We start from the raw sequence: 19310 nt of genomic DNA, 5'->3' as shown, positions 1-19310 counted from the left end.
TGTATTTGTTAAACCGGCATGGTCCTTGCCAATCAGAGTTCATCGGCGCGGGTCTGTCGGAAAGGCGACACGCGAGAGTTGGCAAACGAGAGGAGATGTTGTAACCTACTGATACGAAAGGTAGTTTGCAATCTTTCCAAAGAAGGAAATTTGCAACCTTTCCAGAAAGTAGTTTGCAACCTTTCCAAACTAGGCTAAGTAATGATCGTCTGTTCGTGCAACGTCCTGTCGGACCGCGATGTGCGCGATACGCTTGGGCCACGCGGTGACCGGCCTTCGGTTTCAGCTGTGTTCCGGCATATGGGCTGCGAGGCGAAATGCGGGCGCTGCGTGCGCAGCATTGTCGCCATCGTCGACCAGCACGCCGCGAGAGGATTGGATGAGTGCTCGGGGAGCGGCGATTGTGAAGGCTGTCGCGCCGACGAATTGGCGGCGTAAGTCTATTTTCATGGAAAGGATGCGGACATGCGCGGTGACGCGAAAGTCATCGACTATCTCAATCGCGGGTTGCGCGCAGAATTGACCGCGGTCAATCAGTACTGGCTGCATTTCCGCATTTTCCACAATTGGGGTTTCCTCGAGCTCGCCAAAAAATGGCGCGAAGAGTCGATTGAGGAAATGCATCACGCGGATCATTTCGCCGAGCGCATCCTCTTCCTCGAAGGCTTCCCGAATATGCAGGTGCTCGATCCGCTGCGCATCGGCCAATCGGTCGAGGAGATCATCAAGGCGGACCTCGAGACCGAACTCGGCGCCCGCGACCTGTATCTCGAAGCCGCGGCCTATTGCCTCTCGATCAACGATCGCGTTTCCGAGCAGCTTTTCGAAGGGGTGGTGAAGAGCGAGGAAAAGCACATCGACTTCCTCGAGACCCAGCTTGAATTGATCAAGCAGCTCGGCGTCCAGCTTTACTCGCAAAAGCACGTTGGCGAATTGCACTCCTCCTGACCGAGGGCCGCGCCATCGACCGCCGCAGGATGCTCGCGCGTCCGCGGCGGCGAGTCATTCCATCACCGCCGCCTTCAGAATGCACACCATCGTCGCCCGCGCCGGCGTTTTGCCGAGATTGCGGATAATGTGCGGCCGGTCGCAGCGATAGCGGAGGGTTTCGCCCGCTTTCACGCTCGACTTCGCTCCGGCGACCTCGACCTCAAGCTCGCCGTCGCGCACGGACAGGCTCTCGACCGAGCCGCGCTGATGCGCCTCGGATTCCAATACGCCTCCGGGCGCGGCGGCGAATTCATAGCACTGCAGCCACTCGACCGTCTTGATCCAGCCGATGATCTCAAGCCGGCATTTGCCGTCGTCGGACACCAGGATGGGCGTATCGGCCTTGCTGGTTTTCTCGAGGAAGGGTCCGTCTTCCGTCGTCTGCAAAACCCGCTCGATCGAGACGTCGAGCGCCTGCGCGAGACGCCAGATCGTGGCGAGCGTCGGATTGGTTTCATTGCGCTCGATCTGGCTGATGATGGATTTGGCGACTCCAGACTGCTGAGAAAGTTCGGAAAGCGACAAATTATAAGCCTTGCGCAGGCGCTGCACGGTCGCGCCGAGCTGCCCAGAAAGCGCCAGCGCGCCCGCCTCCAGCATTTTTTGCTTGTCCTGACCTTCGACGCCCATCATCCCCAGCGCTTCAGCTGCGCCATATGTTGCAGAATCGATCGGCAAGATAGCCGACTGCGTTCGAAATATCGAACAGCGAAGCCTTCCGGCCTTTCCCCGTCCTTGCGTTCGCTCGCGCCTCGAAACGGCCGAGAACGGCCCATGTCATCTGGCTGTGATGCGAATCTGGTCAATCAGGCCACGCGGCGAAGGCGAGAGGCGAACAGCTCATGCTCGACAGAAACGCCAGGGCGAAGGTCTCCCAAGCGGTGCGCTCCAACATAGCGCAGATGTCGGATCCAACAGGCGAACATGCAGTCATGCGCTATCGGACGCTGTTTTTATCCGATCTGCATCTGGGCGCGCGCGGCGCCCAGGCTGAGCTGCTGGTCGACTTTCTCAAGCATAATGACGCCGACACGTTCTATCTCGTCGGCGACATCGTCGACGGCTGGCGTCTGAAGAACGGCTGGTACTGGCCGCAGGCGCATAATGACGTCGTCCAGAAGCTGCTGCGCAAGGCGCGGAAAGGCGCGCGCGTCATCTATGTGCCTGGCAATCACGACGAATTCGCCCGCGATTACACCGGGCTCACTTTCGGCGGCGTCGAAGTCGTCGACGATGCGCTGCATGAGACCGCCGACGGCAAGACCATGCTCGTCATTCATGGCGACCAATTCGATATTGTCGTGCGCAACGCCCGCTGGCTCGCCTTCTTTGGCGACTGGGCCTATGATTTTGCGATCGTCGTCAACACTTGGTTCAACCGTGCGCGCCGGATGTTCGGCGTCGGCTATTGGTCGCTTTCGGCCTGGGCGAAGCTGAAGGTCAAGAACGCCGTCAATTTCATCGGCGATTTCGAGAACGCTTTGGCCTCCGAGGCCGCGCGGCGCAATGTCGACGGCGTGATCTGCGGCCATATCCATCACGCGACGATCAAGACCATCGCCGGCAAGCTCTATGTCAATACTGGGGACTTCGTCGAAAGCTGCACCGCGATCGCCGAACATCAGGACGGCGCATTCGAGATTTTGCGCTGGCATAACACCGCGGCTGAACGCGAGGCGGCGGAGGCCGCAGAAAGCGCCAAGGCCGTGCAAAACGAGAGAGCTGTGGCGGCCTGATGAGAATATTGGTGGCGACGGACGCCTGGCGTCCGCAGGTGAATGGCGTCGTCCGATCGCTTGAAACCATGGCGCAATCAGCCCGCGCGCTGGGCGCCGAAATCGACTTTCTGACGCCGCGCGACTTCAACTCGCTGCCGATGCCGACCTATCCCGAGATCGGGCTGGCGCTCGCTTCGCCGCGCGCCGTTCGCCGGCGGCTCGAGGAGGGCTATGATCACGTCCATATCGCGACGGAAGGCCCCATCGGACTTGTGACCCGCGCCGTGATGCTGCGGGCGCGCCGTTGCTTCACGACGAGCTTTCACACGCGCTTTCCAGAATATATCCAGGCGCGCTTCGGACTGCCCGTCGGACTCTCCTATGCGGCCTTGCGCCGTTTTCACAACGCCGGCGCCGGCGTCATGGTGTCGACGCCCAGTCTCTCGCGCGAATTGTCGGAGCGCGGATTTCGGCGGATTTTGCGCTGGTCGCGCGGCGTGGATCATGCGCTGTTCACGCCCGACGCGGCGACGCCGCTCCCCTTTGAGCGGCCGATTTTCCTCTATGCGGGGCGACTCGCCGTCGAAAAAAACATCGAGGCCTTTCTGGCGCTTGATCTGCCGGGCACGAAGCTCGTCGCCGGCGACGGGCCGGCGCGCGCCGGGCTCGAAGCGCGATTTCCGCAGGCCCGGTTCCTCGGCGTGAAAACGAGCGCCGAACTTGCGGCGCTTTACGCCGCGTCGGACGTTTTCGTCTTTCCGAGCCGCACCGACACATTTGGCATCGTGCTGCTCGAAGCCATGGCCTGTGGCCTGCCGGTCGCGGCCTATCCGGTCATGGGTCCGCTCGACGTCATCGGCGCGAGCGGCGCGGGCGCGCTGGACGAGGATCTGCGGGCGGCGGCGCTCGCCGCGCTCGACATCAGCCGAGAGGCGGCGCGGGCGCATGCGCTGACCTTCACCTGGGAGAATTGCGCCCGGCAGTTCCTCGACAATATCCATTACGCCCGCGGCGCGGCCGCGCTCGGCGGCGTCGGCATAGAGGCGCTGCGCGCGACGAGCCAAGAATCGGCGGACGAGCGCCGCTCCGCCAAAAAGCGCCAGCCTGTTCAGCCATAAACCTGGTGTCGTCGCCCCGTGCGGTCGCCATGGCTGGAGACCGGCGGGCGAAGCGGCTATGGTCGCCCCGCCGCAATCTTTCGCGGCGCGGAGCGCCATTTGAATCTTTCGCCTGAAGAAATCGAACGCTACGCGAGACATCTCGTGCTGCGCGACATCGGCGGGCCGGGCCAGAGCAAGCTCAAACATGCGCGGGTTCTTGTCGTCGGCGCCGGCGGGCTCGGCGCGCCGCTCCTGCAATATCTCGCCGCGGCGGGCGTCGGGGCGCTCGGCGTCGTCGACGACGACGCGGTTTCCCTGTCCAATCTCCAGCGCCAGGTGATTCACGCCACGCAGGATCTGGGCCGCCCGAAGGTCGAAAGCGCGCGGGACGCCATCGCGCGCCTCAATCCGCTTGTCGTCGTCGAGCCGCATGCGCTGCGCCTCAATGAGGCGAACGCCCGGGCGCTGATCGCGCGCTACGATATTGTCGCCGACGGGTCGGATAATTTCGCGACGCGTTATCTCGTTTCCGACGCCTGCTTTTACGAAAAGAAGCCGCTCGTCACCGCGGCGCTCGGCGGTTTCGACGCGTCGCTGACGACGCTGCGGCCCTTCGAGCGCGGCCCCGAGGGGCCGAACCCAACCTATCGCTGTCTGTTTCCGACGCCGCCACTGGCGGGGGAAATCCCGACGTGCGAAGAGGCCGGCGTTCTCGGCGCGCTTGCCGGCGTCGTCGGCGCGATGATGGCGCTCGAAGTGGTGCGCGAGATCGTCGGCTTCGGCGAGGGACTGGTCGGCCGTCTGCTGCTCATCGACGCGCGCGGGATGCGTTTCGAGACCGTGCGCTACGCCTTTGACCCCGAAAATCCGCTCAGCGGCGCCGGCGCGCGATGCGCGCCATAAGGCGTCCGCTTCGGCGAAAAACGCGCTACAGCGCCGCGATGACGGCGATCTCGACCTTATAGGCCGGCGCCACGAGCTTTGCTTCGACGGTCGCGCGCGCCGGCGGATTGGCCTTGTCGACCCATTCATCCCAGACGCCGTTCATCTCGGCGAAGGTCGCGATGTCGGCAAGATAGATCGTCGCCGAGAGGATATTGGCCTTGGCGCTGCCGGCTTCGGCGAGAAGCGCATCGATCTGCGCGAGGATTTCGCGGGTCTGATCGGCGACCGATCCGCCCTTGGTCTTATCGGCCACCTGTCCGGCCGTATAGACGGCGTTGCCGCGAACGACCGCCTGGCTCATACGCGGCCCCGCGCCGATCCTTTTGATGCTGCTCATTTCGCCTCCCTGCGTGCCGCGCCGGTCTAGGCGAAGCGCGCGTCGCGGGCAAGCCGTAAAGCCGAAGGCGGCGAAGCCGCCGCGCGGCGGACAGATCCGGCCGACGAAGGATCGATGCGCAACAGTCCGGCGTGATGTAAGCGGGAAGCGGGTCGAGTGTGGCGAAGCAGAAGCCAGCGCAGCGAATTAATCACGCTGCAAGCGTCTGGCCATCGAAAGCTGACGCAAGGGCCGCGCTTGGCCGCCTGCTTTTACGAAAGCGCCTGACGCGAGCACGCGTGGTTGTTCAGTCAGTTGGGCCATTCCGACAGAATGGCCGTTGCGGTCGCGCAAGGGAAGTTTGGCGCCCGGCGCCAAGCCTTGGTCCAACAATTCCGCGGCGACGGCGAACAGAATATTGGCGAGCTCCTGGTTACGCGAGATAGTATCCCCGCCCAGCGACGGAGCGCTACATTCGATCGTGAGCTGGAAATGCATAACGCAAGCCTCCGAATATTCCAAATAACGCAATGCGCTCGGCGACAAGGGCGAGCATCTTCAATTACCTCTCTTCGAAACGCCTCTCAATAGCCGAACATATCACGCGGCCGAGCGCTTTGAAGTCATTTAATTGTGCAAGATTTTTGGACTGTGGGGCCGGCGGACGCCCCTGTTCTACGTCGATCCGCCCCTTTTCGGGACCGGGGGCTATTATTGGGCGGCCTTTCCCGAGCCGATCATGAGGCTGAGGACGCATACGAGAATGGGGAGACTCGCGTCAGCGACCGTGAGACCGGCGGCCGGACTGAGCGGGCGGAACCGACCTCGGCCGCCGCGGGAGACTCGGGCGCGAAGCGCGGCCGGGATCATCTTGAGGAGCCGGTGAGCGCTGAGCCCGCGCTAGAGGGCGGCGATCGGATCCGTCGCGCGAGGCGATTTGATTTGTGGCGCTACAACATCTTGCGCCCTGGCGGGTCTGGACAAGTCGTTGCGCGCTTTCTATAAGCCCGACACATCGCGTCCGCGCGAGCCCAGGTAGCTCAGTTGGTAGAGCATGCGACTGAAAATCGCAGTGTCGGTGGTTCGATTCCGCCCCTGGGCACCATCCCCCTAATCTCCCGGCATCTCAGGACGTCTCAACCGGCGTCATATTGCATTGATATGATTGTTGTTTTTTAGATTTTGAAGCCTTCCGCCGTCTCAATCGGCATCTTCGGATATCACCCGATCTCATGAATTTGTTGGCCTTGATGTTGGCCTCGCCCTGGTATCTGCTGGCCCGAGGCCAACAGCCGGGAGGCGTCAATGCCCCTGACAGATACAGCGTGCCGCGCCGCCAAGGGCCGGGCGTCAGAATACAAGCTCTCCGACGGCGGCGGGCTCTACCTCCTTGTGAAGCCGAGCGGCGCGCGGCTCTGGAACCAGGCATACCGGTTCAGCGGTAAGCAGAAGAAGCTCTCCCATGGCCCCTATCCCTCCGTTCCCCTCGTCGAGGCGCGGCGGCTGCGCGACGAAGCCAAGAAACTGTTGGCCTCGGGAGTCGATCCTGGGGCCAACAAGAAGGCCGCGAAACTGACCGCCGTCATCTCGGCGACGAACACCTTCGGGGGCGTTGCCGAGGAATATCTGCAACGCATCGAGGATGAGGGCGCCGCCGCGTCGACCGTCACGAAGAGCCGATGGCTGCTTGTCGATCTCGCCGGCCCAGACCTCGGCGCCCGACCAATCGCCGATATCACGCCGGCGGAAATCCTCGCATTGCTGCAGCGTATCGAACGCAGCGGGCGTCGGGAGACGGCACGGCGGCTGCGTAGCGTGGTCGGCACCGTCTTCCGGCTCGCTGTCTCCACGCTGCGGGCCAAGGACGATCCGACTATTCTGCTGCGCGGTGCCCTGATGGCGCCGAAGGTCCAGCATCGAGCCGCAATAACCGACGAGAAACAACTCGGCGCGCTTCTGGTGGCCATAGACGCCTATGACGGCTGGCCGACGCTCCGATGCGCTCTTCAGTTCACGGCGTTGACGTTCGCCCGCCCCGGCGAGGTCCGCGGCGCCACATGGGCGGAAATCAACGTGGAGGAGGCAATCTGGCGCATCGACGGAGACCGCACAAAGGTTCGCCGGCCGCATGACGTGCCGCTCTCCCGACAAGCGCTCGATGTGCTGCGCGAGGTGAAAGAGGTCGCTCGGAGCACGCTCGTGTTCCCTTCTATCCGCTCGAATGCCCGTCCCCTGTCGGAGAACGCCATGAACGCCGCGCTGCGGCGCATGGGCTTTACGCAGGATGAGATGACCGCGCACGGCTTTCGGGCGGCTGCAAGCTCGATATTGAACGAACGAGGTTTCCGGCCCGACGTGATCGAGGCCGCGCTCGGGCATCAAGATCAAAACGAAATCCGGCGCGCCTACAACCGGGCGAGCTATTGGCAAGAGCGGATCGAGCTGATGCAGGCGTGGTCAGACTGCGTTGATAAATTCAAACGAAGCCCCTGACGAAAGACTTCGCTCTTGCGCTGAATCCAGGGGCGCGGTCGCGTCACCGACCATCATCGACCTCTGCCACCGGCCGCCAGCCAGCGGGATCGGCAACCCAGCGGTCGATTTCGGATTCATGCCAGCCCGCGCCGTTGGCGCTGATTTTGATCTGTGCGGGGAACGTGCCCTCGGCGATCTTGCGGTAAATGGTGGACCGCGAGAGACCAGTCCGGGCGAGGACGGTTCTCAGGCGGATGATACGGTCTGGTTGGCGCACGGCTGCCTTGCCTTCTGCTGGCTTTGTCTGACTGCTCCCGAGCCAGACAGGACAAGGATTTATCACTGTGCAAGAGGGTTTTGCGCGCCGTCGCAGCGGGGCGCGCCGGCGGCGGAAAATAGGCGGGGTCAAAGTCCGATGTTCCGGCCCCTACCAAGGTCGATGCCGTGGCTGAAGGCGAGCTCCAATCCGAGTCGGCGGCCCGATTCGATCCCGATGCCGAGGTCTCGCTTGCGGCCGGCAAGGATCGACTCGAGTTGCGGATCGCGTTCGAGGCTCTGCGCCATGTCACCCATCGCCGATCGCGTGGCCTTGTAGCCGGACATGTCCGCTGCCTGATACTGGCGCTGGCTGGTCTGGCCGAGTTCCCGCCAGCGTTCCACGAAGCGATCGGCGCGGCGCTGCGGATCGGTGCGCAGTTCGGTTTCGAGTTGTAGGGCGCGGATGGCGCGGGCGGTGCGCCCCGTGGCCGCTTCCGAGGCGAGTTCCGGGTTCTTCTTGTAGGCGGCTTCGGCATCGTGCGAGCCGTAGGGCCGCACCTCCTCGAAGACCTTGCGGGCCTCCTGCAATTCCTTCACCTGCTCCGGGTTGGCCTTGCCGCCTCTCTCCTGCATCTCGAAGATCGCATCCACGGCGTGGGCATGGCGGATGAGCGCCTTGGTGCGGGCGCGACGCAGCGCCATTTCCGGGTCTTCCGCCACCCTCCTTTCCGGCCCCTGTCCGCCGGCGGCGGGCAGGCGCAGGCCGTCGAACATGCCGCGCAGCTTCTCGGGCGCCTGCTTGACGATCTCGATGACCCGCTCCATGCGCTCGCGGAAAGTGATCCCGCGCCGTTCGGCATAATCGCGCGCCGGCTCGAGCCGCTCGTAATCCGACGCCATATCCTTGGCCCGGTCGCGCGAGAGGGCGCCGAGAAGCCGGTCCTGGCTGGCGAAGTCGTCATGGCCATAATGCAGCTCCATGCCGTCGCGGTGGCGCGACAGGGCGACATAGGCGCCGTGGGCGTCCAGGCCCGGCGTCGCCAGAACATGGGCGCGATCCACGGTCATGCCCTGCGCTTTGTGGATGGTTGCGGCATAGCCGTGGTCGATGCGGTCGTAATCCTTCAGGTCAAAGCGTGCGGAACGACCATCACCGGTGCGCACGCTCATGCTCTGCGTGCTGACCTGTTCGATGACGCCGAGCGTGCCGTTCTTGACACCGAGGCCGCGTTCGTTCTGAAGGAACATGACGCGATCTCCGCTTGCGAAGCTGCGCTCACCGCGTTCGACCACCAGGCGCACGTCGTCGCCGAGATTTCCGGCGTCCCGCATCCTGGCGCGCGCGGCCTCGTTCAAGGCGCGCACTTCGTCATTGGTGTGGGTGAGGATGATGCGGCTACAGCGCGGCGCCGCCTGCCGGTCGCGATCCCAGCGGTCGATCAGATCGTCGCGCGCCTGCTCCCGCGTTTCAGCGGCATGGATCATGCCATGTTTGTCATAGGCATGGAGCGCATCGGCGGTTCGGCCGGTCGCCAGATCGCGCGTTGCGTCGCGCTGCCAGTCCTCCCGCTGCCGGCGCACCTCGCCGATCTCCGCCCCACCGTGACGTTGGTGGATCGACCGGAACGCCGCGCCGGCTTCGATGGATTGCAATTGTTGTGGATCGCCGACCAGCACCACCTTGGCGCCGGCCTCGGCGGCATGAGACAGCACGCGCTCCAACTGGCGCGTGCCGACCATGCCCGCCTCGTCGATCACCAGAACATCGCGTGCGGTGAGCACGTCGCGGCCCTGTCCCCAACCGTGTTCCAGGCTGGCGATAGTGCGCGACGAGATGCCCGATCCGCTTTCGAGATTCTCGGCGGCGATGCCGGACAGCGCCACGCCTCGAACCTCGTAGCCCGCCGCTTCCCAAGCTTCGCGCGCCACGCCCAGCATCGCGCTCTTCCCCGTTCCGGCATAACCAACGACGACGCCGAGATCGCGCCCGTCCGTGACGTGCGCCAGCGCGTCGGCCTGCTCTCCCGAAAGGACGAGACCGCGTGCTTCCGCGCGCGCCAGCGCCGCTTCACGGTCCCTGTCACCGACCTCGTGGCGTTCCTTCGCAGCCATGAGGTCGGCAGCGCGGTGCAGGCGCTGCTCGGTCTCGATCATCTGGCGTGTGGTGAAGCGATCCTCGCCCCGTCCATCCTTGCCCAATGGGACCAGATCGGGCGCCTCCCGCATCGCGCCCATCACCGCATTGAATTGGTCGCTCCCGTCGCTGTGCCGGTGGGCGAACATCGCCATGTCGCGCCGTGTGAAGGTCGATTGCTGATGCGTGATGGCGTCGAGCGCCAGGGCGGGATCGGCGATGATGCGCTCGCCATTGCCGCGCGCGATCTCGCGATGCATTTCCGCGCGGTCGGCAGCCTCGACACCTTCGCCTTCGATGCGATGTGCGGGCGCGCCGATCTGGCTTTGCGGCTCCAGCGCGATGCCCTGCGCTTCCAGGCTGCGATGGTCGATGCGCGCGTCGACGTCGAGTTCGGCAAGTCGCTCGTTGGCAAGCTCTGCCCAACGCTCCCGCCAGCGTTCGAGCATCTCGGTGCGGTTCCATTCTCGCACCTTCGGACCGAAGCCATTCTCGTCGACCGAGCGCATGGTCAGCATGACATGCGCGTGGGGCTTCAGCATTCCGTCCTCGGCCACATCCCAATGCACATTGAGGTCGGCGATCATGCCCCGGTCTACGAATTCGGACCGCACGAAGTCGCGGGCGAGTTCGATGCCCTGGCGCTCCGTCATCTCGCGCGGAAGGGCGAATTCGACTTCGCGGGCGAGCTGCGCATCCTTCCTGACCTCAAGCGTCTCGACATCATTCCAAAGTCGTTCGCGGTCCTTCCACGCCTCCGGCGCATTCTCCGGCAGCAACACCTCGGAATGGACGACGCCGTGCTTGGCCGAGAAATCGTGACTGCGCCCGAGCCGGTCGTCGCGCAACCGCGAGGCCGAGCGGTAGGCCGCGGACGCCACCGCGCTGGAGCCGCATTTGCGGCCGATGACCTTGACGTGAAGATGATAGATCGCCATCGCGATCCGAACATCATCACAGCGAAGCGAACGTCGGAACGACGTATAAGCGCGCCCTCCCTCGAAAAATTCTCGGGAGGGACCACGCCGTCCCCAACCGTCCCGGCAACCTTACAGCATTTCGGTAGCCGCTCGACTATCATCGCTCCATCGACAGCATGTGGAGGACATGATGCGCAAGCCGCGGGACTTCGACGCAGAACTGAAGTCGCTCGAACACAAGGCGCGAGACCTCAGAAGCCGCAAGGTGCAACAGCTCGGCGAGCTGGTCATTTCGACCGGAGCCGACGCGCTCAGCGGGGAAGAACTGGCGGGCGCACTGATCGTACTGGCGGAAACCAAGGATGCCGGAAAGAGGGAGGCATGGGCGAAACGTGGGGCCGCGTACTTTCAGGGCCGGTCGCGACGAACTGCGTCGGCGCCTCGCGGCGACACTGGCGGCGTTGCGGCGCAACCAGGCGGCGCGCAACCGTCATCAGACGGCGCGGGCGCGGTATGACATGCGCGCCTGGCAGGTCGAGCGCCGCAAGCGCACGCGACATCTGATCGAACTCGGCGGCCTCGTCGTCAAGGCCGGCATCGTCGACTTGACCGGCGACGATCGCGCCACCATTCTTGGCGCGCTGCTCTGGATGGCCGACAAGCTTCAAAGCGATCAGGGCGAACATGCACGAGCGCTGTGGGCCGCTAAGGGAAAGCGGGCGTTCGAAATTGAACGGAAAGAACGGAGGGAAGAGACCCATTCCGCCTCAGAGGAAACGCCGCACCATGATGTGTATTGACGTGCTACGCGGGTCCTCAATGTCGCAGCGAGTGGCCACCATCGCTTTACTTACCGCTAGCACCCGGTCGTCTCCGCATAGGCTCCGTGGGGCTATGACAAGGGGACGCTTATCGCCCGCCTTGATGCGCCACGCCAAGTGCTCACCATCAGTTGCCTCCGCCAAATGGCTGTGTTGGAAGAGCTAACTATGCTCGGCTCCGGTCCTCTTAAGCGCGAGTGTCCAAACCTGTCCACAAGAGCATGATCTGCTGGCCCTTGCAGCTGCTCCACGCCACTGCCAAGATCACTTTCTCCTCCTTTGGTCATCTACCTGCCGATGTCCACGACAAACATAGTCCGCGCAAGCCGCGATGGCGATCAGTTCCACTATTTGTGGGCGGCCCGGCGTTGCTTACACCTTCTTTCGGCGCACAGCGACCTGATCGCTATCAGCATCGAAGGACCGTCACCACGGGAACGTGAAGATAAAACTCCCGCCAGCGCGGGAGAGGAGGTGATCGATATTGCCGAGTACTACGGAAGCGAGGAACTGAAAAGCGCTCGCCTGATCCGTTACATGCAGCTCAAGCACTCGACGCGGCACGCGACCGAGCCTTGGACCGCAAGCGGCTTCGAGAAGACCATCAAGGGGTTCGCCAAGCGCTATAAGGAGCTGCTGCAAACCTCCGCAGCCGACTTGCTCGCGTCGAAGCTCGAGTTTTGGTTCGTGACCAACCGCCCTATCGGCACGGACTTCACCGAAGCCGTAGCAGACGCCGCTGCTGAGACATCGCCCCGGCATCCGGCCGAACTGAAGAAGCTTGAAAGGTTCAGTGGCCTTAAGGAAGACGCGCTTGCGGGCTTTTCCAAGCTCCTGCACTTCGAGGGCAGGCAGGACGACTGCTGGGAGCAACGCAATATCCTTTCTCAGGAGGTGCGAGGCTATCTTGCGGACGCCGACGTTGACGCGCCCTTGCAGTTGAATGAGCTAGTCAAACGCCGAGCTCTGTCCGAGGGAGAACTAAACCCGACGATCACGAAAAAGGATGTTGAGCGGGCCCTAAACACCGACGAGTCTTTGCTCTTCCCAGCTCCGTGCCTAATCAAAGATTTGGATGAGGCAGTGCCTCGTGGCCAGGAGTCCCTCCTCCTTGGAGCGATCAGCGAGGCAACGGCCCCGATCGTCATCCATGCCTCCGCTGGGGTCGGCAAGACGGTGTTCGCCACACACATAGCCCGTGGCCTCCCCGACGGATCGCCATGCGTCCTGTATGATTGTTATGGCAACGGCCTTCACCGAAACCCGTCCAGTTATCGCCATCGGCATAGAGACGCGCTGGTGCAAATCGCGAACGAGCTTGCGACCAGGGGCCTTTGCCACCCGCTAATTCCGACTTCGCATGCCAGCCCCTCGGACTATATGCGTGCATTCGTGCATCGGATTGGTCAGGCGGCCACGCTGGTGCGCCTCGCCAACCCTCACGCGCTCCTGTGCATCGTGGTGGATGCGGCCGACAACGCGCAGATGGCGGCAGAGGAGATCGGGGAGGCCCGGTCATTCGTCCGTGACCTCATTAGAGAGAAGACGCCGGACAACGTACGTCTGGTCTTCCTCTGCCGCTCGCACCGTCAGGCCCATCTTGATCCCCCGCTAGACGCGATGCGGCTCGAACTCAGGCCCTTCAGCCGCGAGGAAACAGCCGCCTATCTTCGACAGCGGTTTCCGGACGCGAGCGAACACGACATCGACGAATTCGATCGCCTCAGTTCTCATAACCCACGCGTTCAGGCGCTCGCACTTTCACGGAATGCTACGCTTCCGGAGACGCTGCGGCTGCTTGGTCCCAACCCGACAACCGTTGAGGACACGATCGGAACCTTACTGGAAAGTGCCGTTGCGAAACTAAGGGACAACACTGGCCCCGTCGAAAAAGCCCAGGTCGATAAGATTTGTGCCGGGCTCGCGGCGCTACGTCCGCTGATCCCAATCCCGATTTTGTCGAAGATGTCCGGCGTTGACGAGGAAGCGATCAGGAGCTTCGCAATCGACCTTGGTCGCCCCCTCCTCGTGGCCGGTAGCACCATTCAGTTTTTCGATGAACCTGTAGAGACGTGGTTTCGAGAGAAATTCAAGCCTTCCAGTGGAGCGACAGCCGAATTTATCGCGAGCCTAACGCCTCTTGCCGCTACCAGCGCTTATGTTGCGTCGGTCCTGCCACAGTTGATGCTGGAAGCTGGAAAGTATTCCGAACTCGTGCGATTGGCGCTGACCTCGGCGGCGCTTCCGGAAACAACCCCCCTAGAGAAGCGGGATGTTGAACTGCAACGCCTGCAATTTGCTTTGAAAGCTGGGCTTCGGTCGAAGCGTTATCTCGATTCCACCAAGCTGGCGCTAAAGGCAGGCGGAGAGACCGCAGGTGACGATCGGCAACGGAAAATCCTCCAAGCCAACACCGATCTCGCGGCGACGTTTCTAGAAACCGATCTCGTTCAGGAAATCGTTTCCCGACGCACGTTCCGCTCGGGTTGGCTTGGTTCCCATCACGCATATGAGGCCGCCTTCCTGTCGGGTCGCTCGGAACTCGCCGGTGATGCGCGAAGCCGCCTGCGCATCGCCTATGAATGGTTGCGGAACTGGAGCCGGTTGCCACCGGAGCAGCGCAAGAAGGAAAAAGTTTCGGACGAAGATATCGTCGAGTTGACACTCGCGCATATCAACATCCACGGTCCTGCCGACGGTGCTCGTAGCCTGGGCAGCTGGCGACCCCGCGAGGTTTCGTTCCGGGTCGGCCGGGCGGTAGCGAGGCGGCTCATCGATCACGGCCGACTTCAAGACGTGGAGGAGTTTGCCCGCGCAGCTGGTAACAATCTTTGTCTTATGCTCGCGGTCACAGTTGAGCTTCGCGAGGTTCAGCGGACGACCCCTGCTGAAGTGACGAGCCGTGCCTTTCGACTTATTGCGAATACGCGCGTAAAGCTGAGAGACGGCCACTCTTGGGACGATCGGGACTTCGCGCTCATTGCGGTCGTTGCGCTCGTCGAGGCATCGCTACAGCACGCGCTATGCACCGCTGACGAGGCAGTGGCCGTGCTTTCACGATATTTGCCAAGCAAGCCGCCGCGTGGGCTGACATCGCGATTCACAAAGTCACGGTTTCCGGTACTGCGCGCCTATTGTTTACGGGCGGCCTTACAAGGTCAGGTGCTGGAACTCCTCGATTTGGCTCATACCGAACTTAGGGCTGAGATTGACAAAAAGAACCAGCATTCCACGTCGCGCGATCTTCAGGAGTTTCAGGAAGATATAGGCGCGCTCCTTCCGTGGCATCAGCTATGGGCGGGAACGCTTCTTGGCCGCGTGACCAAGGGATCGCTTGCTGACGAACTCAAACGGACGCGCCAGGCGTCCAGCAGCGCAGCCAAGGTTTATTATCGCGACGACTTCCATACATCGAACGAGATCGCGCTGCTTTGGTTCGACATCCTGCACAAGCTCGACGCGGCAAATGCGACGAGTCTGGCCGACTTCTCTCAATGGAAAGACGGCCTGAAGAGGCCGCTCTTCACGCCCACCCTGACAGCGCTCGCCCGATTGTGCGGCCAGAGTGAAGCAACGAAGGCAGCGGCGCTCGGATTTGCGCTTGAGGCGTTCAATCTCACTAAGGATGAGCGTTCGGATGCAGAGAACAAATCCGAAGGCTATATTGATGCTGCTCGTGCAATTCTTATCGTAAGTAGGCCAGACGCGGAAGCGTATTTCAACGAAGCCGTTGAGGTGGCGAGCAAGATCGGTGATGAAAATCTTTCGCGTTGGGATGCCATTTTGGATTTGGCTGACCGTGCGTCACGCCTCGATCGTCCTTCACCCGAAATGGCCTATCACTTCGCGCGCTGCGCCGAGCTGACCTACGACTATGTCGTACGCGACAAACACTTCGATTGGCACGCGACCGTCGAGGCCCTCTGCGGCCTTTGCCCGTCATCAGCCTTGGCGATTCTGAGCCGATGGCGAGATCGTGGCTTCGGCTGGTCCGAACGGATACTCCCAATTGCAGTAGATCGGCTGATCGAGCGCGGCACCCTGGATGCGCGGGACGCGCTGTCGTTGATCGGCTTTCGTGCACAGTGGTCGTATGACCGGTTACTCGACCGAGTGTTGGCGACGTGCGCAACTGGCGGCGAGAAGGAGGCCGCGGCCGCCCATCTCTATCGCTACATGCGACTCGGCGGCGGAGGTTTCTCGAGGTTCAGGGAGGTCGCGTCGCGGCATGGCATTGCAATCGCCGGCCTCGACGAGGTTATCGCGTTTGAGGAGAAGAACGCAGCCAACACAACACCAGAAAGCGAGCAGATCGATGCCCCGACAAAGACGCGGTCCAAACCCACGCGAAACTGGGACGACGTGTTTGCCGGTTGCGACCTGACGACGGCCGATGGCTTGTCCCGAGCCTATGCGGTGTTCAAGAGTGCTGATCTTCCCTTCTATCACGATCAGTTTTTCTGTGAAGGAGTCAAGCATCTGCCGGTTGGGTCTGAACCGGCCTTTATCGAAGCGGTCGGCAACACACCTGAGTTTGGGCTTTACCATTTCCGGAACCTCTTAGAGCAAGTCCCCGATGCTTGGAAGAGTCGGCCCGCGATCAGACGCGCGATGGAGGCGACACTCAAGGTATTCTGCCGCCGCTACTGCATGGGCATCAGTAAGAACCGGCACTACGAAGTGTTGCCCTTCAAGATGGCCTGCGAGCTGGCGGGAATAAGCGAAGCTGATATTGCCGGTGTGGTGCTCGACGCGGTCGGCGAAACGCCCGATCTTGCGGACTCCGGTCGACTTTTTTCCCTGGTTGGCATGCTGGCCACTAAGCTGTCCGAGGACGAAGCGCTCGAAGGACTCAAGTTTGGCCTTGATCTCCTCAACCCCCTTATGGAAGACAAGGACGGGGATGGCCCTTGGTCGAGCAAACTCCTGCCGCCCACGGATATCAGGGCCTCGCTAGCGGGTTACATCTGGGCTTCCATGGCAGCACCGGAAGGCGTCTTGCGGTGGGAAGGCGCACACGCCGTTCTAGGCTCGGTTGCCTTGGGGCGGCACGACGTGCTCGTCCACCTAATGCAACTTGCAGCTGAGAAGAAAGGCGGGCCGTTTGCCGACGCCAGGCTGCCGTTCTACGAGCTGCATGCGCTGCAATGGTTCCTCATTGGCGTCGCGCGTGCGGCAAACGATTTTCCTGCGGTGCTTGCGCCTTGGGCGGGTGCAATTGTCGATTGGGCGCTAAAGGGCCAGCCTCACGTCCTCATCAGGGAGTTCGCGGCTCGCGCAGGGCTTGCGCTGGTAGACTACGGAGCGTTGGCGAATGGGGATGATATCAAGGAGCGGCTCAGCCGGGTCAACGTATCCCCTCTCCCCGTCATGGAATCTAAGTCGTACGATCGCATTCACCGGCAGGCCAATAACGAGCCGGCTGCGAGCGGAGATGATCGCTTCTATTTTGGTATCGACTTTGGCCCCCACTGGTACGCGCCTCTCGGCCGGGTTTTTGCCCTATCGCAAGAGGAGATTGAGGCGGCGGCGTTGAAGGTGATCCGAGCCGATCTGGGCTTCACCGCCAGGGGTCGATGGGACGAGGATGAGCGAGGCCGGCGGAAGCTCTACCAAGAAGATCACACGCATCATTCGCACGGCTCGTATCCGCGCTCCGACACCCTTCACTTTTATTATAGCTATCACGCGATGATGATCGTGGCCGGGAAGCTCCTGCATAGCACGCGCACGCATCGCGATTCCGAATACGAGGAGGAGGATGAGTTCGCGGACTGGCTCAAGAGGCACGACCTTGCACGAAGGGATGGACGGTGGCTTTGGGACCGGCGCGATCCGACGCCGCTAGAAAGGTCGGCTTGGCAGGATCGAGAGAAAGGTGATGACCAAGGGCGCACCATAACGATGGATGACTTCGACGAGGCACTGCGTCCAGGAGGTCTGCTAAACGTCTGGGGAGATTGGACAGAAGCTGATTCCGAGCGTCAGCAGTCCGTCCACATAAGCAGCGCTCTCGTATCGCCCGATAACTCCCTCGCGCTGCTTCGGGCGCTTGGCACGGTAAACAATGTTCATGACTACGCGATCCCGAGTGCCGGAAGCGATATGGAGATCGATCAACTGGGCTTCTTACTCAAGGGCTGGATTGTCGACCATAGCCGCGACCGGGGGTTGGACGGTCAAGATCGCTGGGCCGGAGGCATCAGCTTTCCACCGCCAATGCCGGCCCGTGACGTCATTGACCTAATGCGTCTTCAGACCGACTCGGATCGTAGAGTCTGGAGAAGCGATGGGGAATCTATCGTCATGGTCTCACAGGTGTGGGGTCATTACGATGAGGCCAAGCGCCATGAGAGCAGTAATCCAGAACATGGCGGCCGGCTCCAAATTTCGTTGGACTTTCTCACCGGAATGTTGGCCAAGCTCGACCGCAAACTGATTATTAAAGTGCAGATCGGGCGAGGTCGGCGATACCGGCCGTATGGGAGCAGTGTTGAAGATGGCAAGGAAGAAGTCCCGACCAGGGCCAGACTCTACCTCCTCGGATCGGACGGGCGATTCGAGACACTCTGATCCTATTGTGGCCTTGGGCTGCCGGCTTGTAGAAGAGCTCGGGTTAGATGACTCGGTAGATACACTCGGCCGCTGGATGGCGCACTATCTCGCTGACTTGATCACCAATGCCGACAGCGCGACTGGCGAAGACAAGGCTTCAGCTCAGAAGAACTGCTTCGACGCTATCTTGGCGCTCTGGAAACATCGCGCCGAGCTACCGAATGGCAAGCGCCCGTTTGAAGATCTGGAGCCCATCATTCGCGCAGTTGAAAGCCTAAACCCGGATGACGACACCCCTCGCTACTTCCGTGCCGCTCGGCCATCGACGAATGACAGAAAGGAAAAGGCTGAGACTGAAGCTTGGCTCAAGATGGTCGACGGCCTCGATTATTCGGCAAAGGTCCTGATCGGATACTGCCTTGCAGAAGCGGCTCGTGCCTCAATCGACAAATCCCAGGAATGGGTCAAGCTGGCAGAAGCAGCTGGGGCTGATGGTGGTGTCTCAGAAGTCGTGGTCCGCTTCGTTTCCTCGGCTGCCGATCTCGACAATAAGCCAGACCTGGATGCGGAAGCGCGCCGTAAGTTGGAGGATCGACTAACGCGGTTGGAGGGCTTCACCAAGCTGGCGGAAGGGCTCGCGGTTGAGTGGCGGCAACGATTGCAGGCTCATTCTCCCAAACGCCGCCCTGCCAACCGCGGGCAAGCCGTTCCAAGTATCTCCCGAAGCGTTCCAAAGCGGACATGAATTGATTCCGCTGGAGGTGATTGCGGAGGCTGCACCAGCCGTGCTGTTTTCAACAGCAAAAGCGCTGTTGGCCTTTTTGTTGGCCTTAGGATTTCCACACTGACAATTGTCTATTAAATTTCAGATCGTTATATGAAATTCGTGATGACGCCCCTGGCACCATTCCCCTTCGCGCCCGGTCGATCCGTGAAAGGAATTCGTCGCCTTTCTGAGTCTGTCCGATCCTGACGCCTCTTCACCTTCCGAAATCAACTGGCGCGCAGGCTCTTCGGCCGTGCGGCCGCGCCTCTTCGCACGGGCTCTGCGTCAACCGCGAACTATGATTTCCAGCCG

The 19310-nt window shown here is 61.9% G+C and carries 15 protein-coding genes and 1 tRNA gene; 11 read left to right on the top strand and 5 right to left on the bottom strand.

The window, feature by feature from the left end; all coding sequences use genetic code 11:
* Positions 1 to 201 precede the first annotated feature (201 nt).
* Positions 202 to 438 carry a (2Fe-2S)-binding protein gene (locus BN69_RS09505; protein ID WP_014891379.1) on the top strand — a complete coding sequence of 79 codons (237 nt, stop codon included), beginning with the start codon at positions 202 to 204 and terminating at the stop codon, positions 436 to 438.
* Positions 439 to 465: 27 nt separating this feature from the next.
* Complete coding sequence (gene bfr, locus BN69_RS09500) at positions 466 to 948, top strand: bacterioferritin (RefSeq protein WP_014891378.1); 483 nt, start codon at positions 466 to 468, stop codon at positions 946 to 948.
* Between the two features lie 54 nt (positions 949 to 1002).
* On the opposite strand, the gene BN69_RS09495 is transcribed toward bfr, so the two are convergent.
* The gene (locus BN69_RS09495; RefSeq protein WP_014891377.1) at positions 1003 to 1620 is read right to left on the bottom strand and encodes a helix-turn-helix domain-containing protein; all 618 of its coding nucleotides are present in this window, start codon (positions 1618 to 1620) and stop codon (positions 1003 to 1005) included.
* 272 nt (positions 1621 to 1892) lie between these two features.
* Between BN69_RS09495 and BN69_RS09490 the strand changes: the two genes are divergently transcribed.
* The 3 genes from BN69_RS09490 to BN69_RS09480 all read left to right on the top strand — a co-directional run bounded on the left by BN69_RS09490 (position 1893) and on the right by BN69_RS09480 (position 4711).
* Entirely contained in the window at positions 1893 to 2726 is an 834-nt protein-coding gene (locus BN69_RS09490) for a UDP-2,3-diacylglucosamine diphosphatase (RefSeq protein WP_041927278.1), read from the top strand.
* Positions 2726 to 3826, top strand: a complete 1101-nt coding sequence (locus tag BN69_RS09485; protein WP_041926906.1) for a glycosyltransferase family 4 protein — start codon at positions 2726 to 2728, stop codon at positions 3824 to 3826. Before BN69_RS09490 ends, BN69_RS09485 begins: the two co-directional genes overlap by 1 nt.
* Positions 3827 to 3925: 99 nt before the next feature.
* Positions 3926 to 4711 (top strand): HesA/MoeB/ThiF family protein, encoded by a 786-nt coding sequence (locus BN69_RS09480; RefSeq protein WP_041927277.1) that lies wholly within the window; start codon positions 3926 to 3928, stop codon positions 4709 to 4711.
* Between the two features lie 25 nt (positions 4712 to 4736).
* On the opposite strand, the gene BN69_RS09475 is transcribed toward BN69_RS09480, so the two are convergent.
* Together BN69_RS09475 and BN69_RS09470 are read right to left on the bottom strand one after the other, a co-directional pair.
* Positions 4737 to 5090, bottom strand: a complete 354-nt coding sequence (locus tag BN69_RS09475; protein ID WP_014891373.1) for a RidA family protein — start codon at positions 5088 to 5090, stop codon at positions 4737 to 4739.
* Between the two features lie 186 nt (positions 5091 to 5276).
* Positions 5277 to 5567: a hypothetical protein gene (locus BN69_RS09470; RefSeq protein ID WP_014891372.1), complete on the bottom strand. Its 291-nt coding sequence runs from the start codon at positions 5565 to 5567 to the stop codon at positions 5277 to 5279.
* 531 nt (positions 5568 to 6098) lie between these two features.
* On the opposite strand from BN69_RS09470, the gene BN69_RS09460 reads away from it, so the two are divergent.
* Together BN69_RS09460 and BN69_RS09455 are read left to right on the top strand one after the other, a co-directional pair.
* Positions 6099 to 6174: transfer RNA gene (locus tag BN69_RS09460), tRNA-Phe, on the top strand.
* Positions 6175 to 6374: 200 nt separating this feature from the next.
* Positions 6375 to 7562: a tyrosine-type recombinase/integrase gene (locus BN69_RS09455; protein ID WP_014891371.1), complete on the top strand. Its 1188-nt coding sequence runs from the start codon at positions 6375 to 6377 to the stop codon at positions 7560 to 7562.
* A 43-nt stretch (positions 7563 to 7605) separates the two neighbouring features.
* Here BN69_RS09455 and BN69_RS09450 read toward each other — a convergent pair whose 3' ends face one another.
* Positions 7606 to 7821, bottom strand: a complete 216-nt coding sequence (locus BN69_RS09450) for a helix-turn-helix transcriptional regulator (protein ID WP_041926904.1) — start codon at positions 7819 to 7821, stop codon at positions 7606 to 7608.
* 128 nt (positions 7822 to 7949) lie between these two features.
* Entirely contained in the window at positions 7950 to 10874 is a 2925-nt protein-coding gene (traA, locus tag BN69_RS09445; RefSeq protein ID WP_014891370.1) for a Ti-type conjugative transfer relaxase TraA, read from the bottom strand.
* A 172-nt stretch (positions 10875 to 11046) separates the two neighbouring features.
* On the opposite strand from traA, the gene BN69_RS09440 reads away from it, so the two are divergent.
* The 4 genes from BN69_RS09440 to avs3b all read left to right on the top strand — a co-directional run bounded on the left by BN69_RS09440 (position 11047) and on the right by avs3b (position 18977).
* The gene (locus tag BN69_RS09440; protein WP_014891369.1) at positions 11047 to 11373 is read left to right on the top strand and encodes a conjugal transfer protein TraD; all 327 of its coding nucleotides are present in this window, start codon (positions 11047 to 11049) and stop codon (positions 11371 to 11373) included.
* A 1-nt stretch (position 11374) separates the two neighbouring features.
* Positions 11375 to 11656, top strand: a complete 282-nt coding sequence (locus BN69_RS09435) for a conjugal transfer protein TraD (protein ID WP_014891368.1) — start codon at positions 11375 to 11377, stop codon at positions 11654 to 11656.
* A 300-nt stretch (positions 11657 to 11956) separates the two neighbouring features.
* On the top strand, positions 11957 to 18250 hold the full coding sequence (gene avs3a / locus BN69_RS09430; RefSeq protein WP_244434903.1) for an AVAST type 3 anti-phage nuclease/ATPase Avs3a: 6294 nt from the start codon (positions 11957 to 11959) through the stop codon (positions 18248 to 18250).
* A gap of 7 nt (positions 18251 to 18257) precedes the next feature.
* Positions 18258 to 18977, top strand: a complete 720-nt coding sequence (gene avs3b / locus BN69_RS09425; protein WP_305808442.1) for an AVAST type 3 anti-phage protein Avs3b — start codon at positions 18258 to 18260, stop codon at positions 18975 to 18977.
* Positions 18978 to 19310: the final 333 nt, after the last annotated feature.

Origin of the sequence: Methylocystis sp. SC2 (assembly GCF_000304315.1) — a bacterium.
Lineage (GTDB): Bacteria > Pseudomonadota > Alphaproteobacteria > Rhizobiales > Beijerinckiaceae > Methylocystis.
Note: the sequence above shows the minus strand (reverse complement) of the source record. Positions and strands in the feature narration are given on the sequence as shown.

Bases quoted from the DNA above. Each gene is read 5' to 3' on its own strand.
- BN69_RS09505 (WP_014891379.1), top strand. From the start codon at position 202: ATGATCGTCTGTTCGTGCAACGTCCTGTCGGACCGCGATGTGCGCGAT.
- bfr (WP_014891378.1), top strand. From the start codon at position 466: ATGCGCGGTGACGCGAAAGTCATCGACTATCTCAATCGCGGGTTGCGC.
- BN69_RS09495 (WP_014891377.1), bottom strand. From the start codon at position 1,620: ATGGGCGTCGAAGGTCAGGACAAGCAAAAAATGCTGGAGGCGGGCGCG.
- BN69_RS09490 (WP_041927278.1), top strand. From the start codon at position 1,893: ATGTCGGATCCAACAGGCGAACATGCAGTCATGCGCTATCGGACGCTG.
- BN69_RS09485 (WP_041926906.1), top strand. From the start codon at position 2,726: ATGAGAATATTGGTGGCGACGGACGCCTGGCGTCCGCAGGTGAATGGC.
- BN69_RS09475 (WP_014891373.1), bottom strand. From the start codon at position 5,090: ATGAGCAGCATCAAAAGGATCGGCGCGGGGCCGCGTATGAGCCAGGCG.
- BN69_RS09470 (WP_014891372.1), bottom strand. From the start codon at position 5,567: ATGCATTTCCAGCTCACGATCGAATGTAGCGCTCCGTCGCTGGGCGGG.
- BN69_RS09455 (WP_014891371.1), top strand. From the start codon at position 6,375: ATGCCCCTGACAGATACAGCGTGCCGCGCCGCCAAGGGCCGGGCGTCA.
- traA (WP_014891370.1), bottom strand. From the start codon at position 10,874: ATGGCGATCTATCATCTTCACGTCAAGGTCATCGGCCGCAAATGCGGC.
- BN69_RS09440 (WP_014891369.1), top strand. From the start codon at position 11,047: ATGCGCAAGCCGCGGGACTTCGACGCAGAACTGAAGTCGCTCGAACAC.
- BN69_RS09435 (WP_014891368.1), top strand. From the start codon at position 11,375: ATGCGCGCCTGGCAGGTCGAGCGCCGCAAGCGCACGCGACATCTGATC.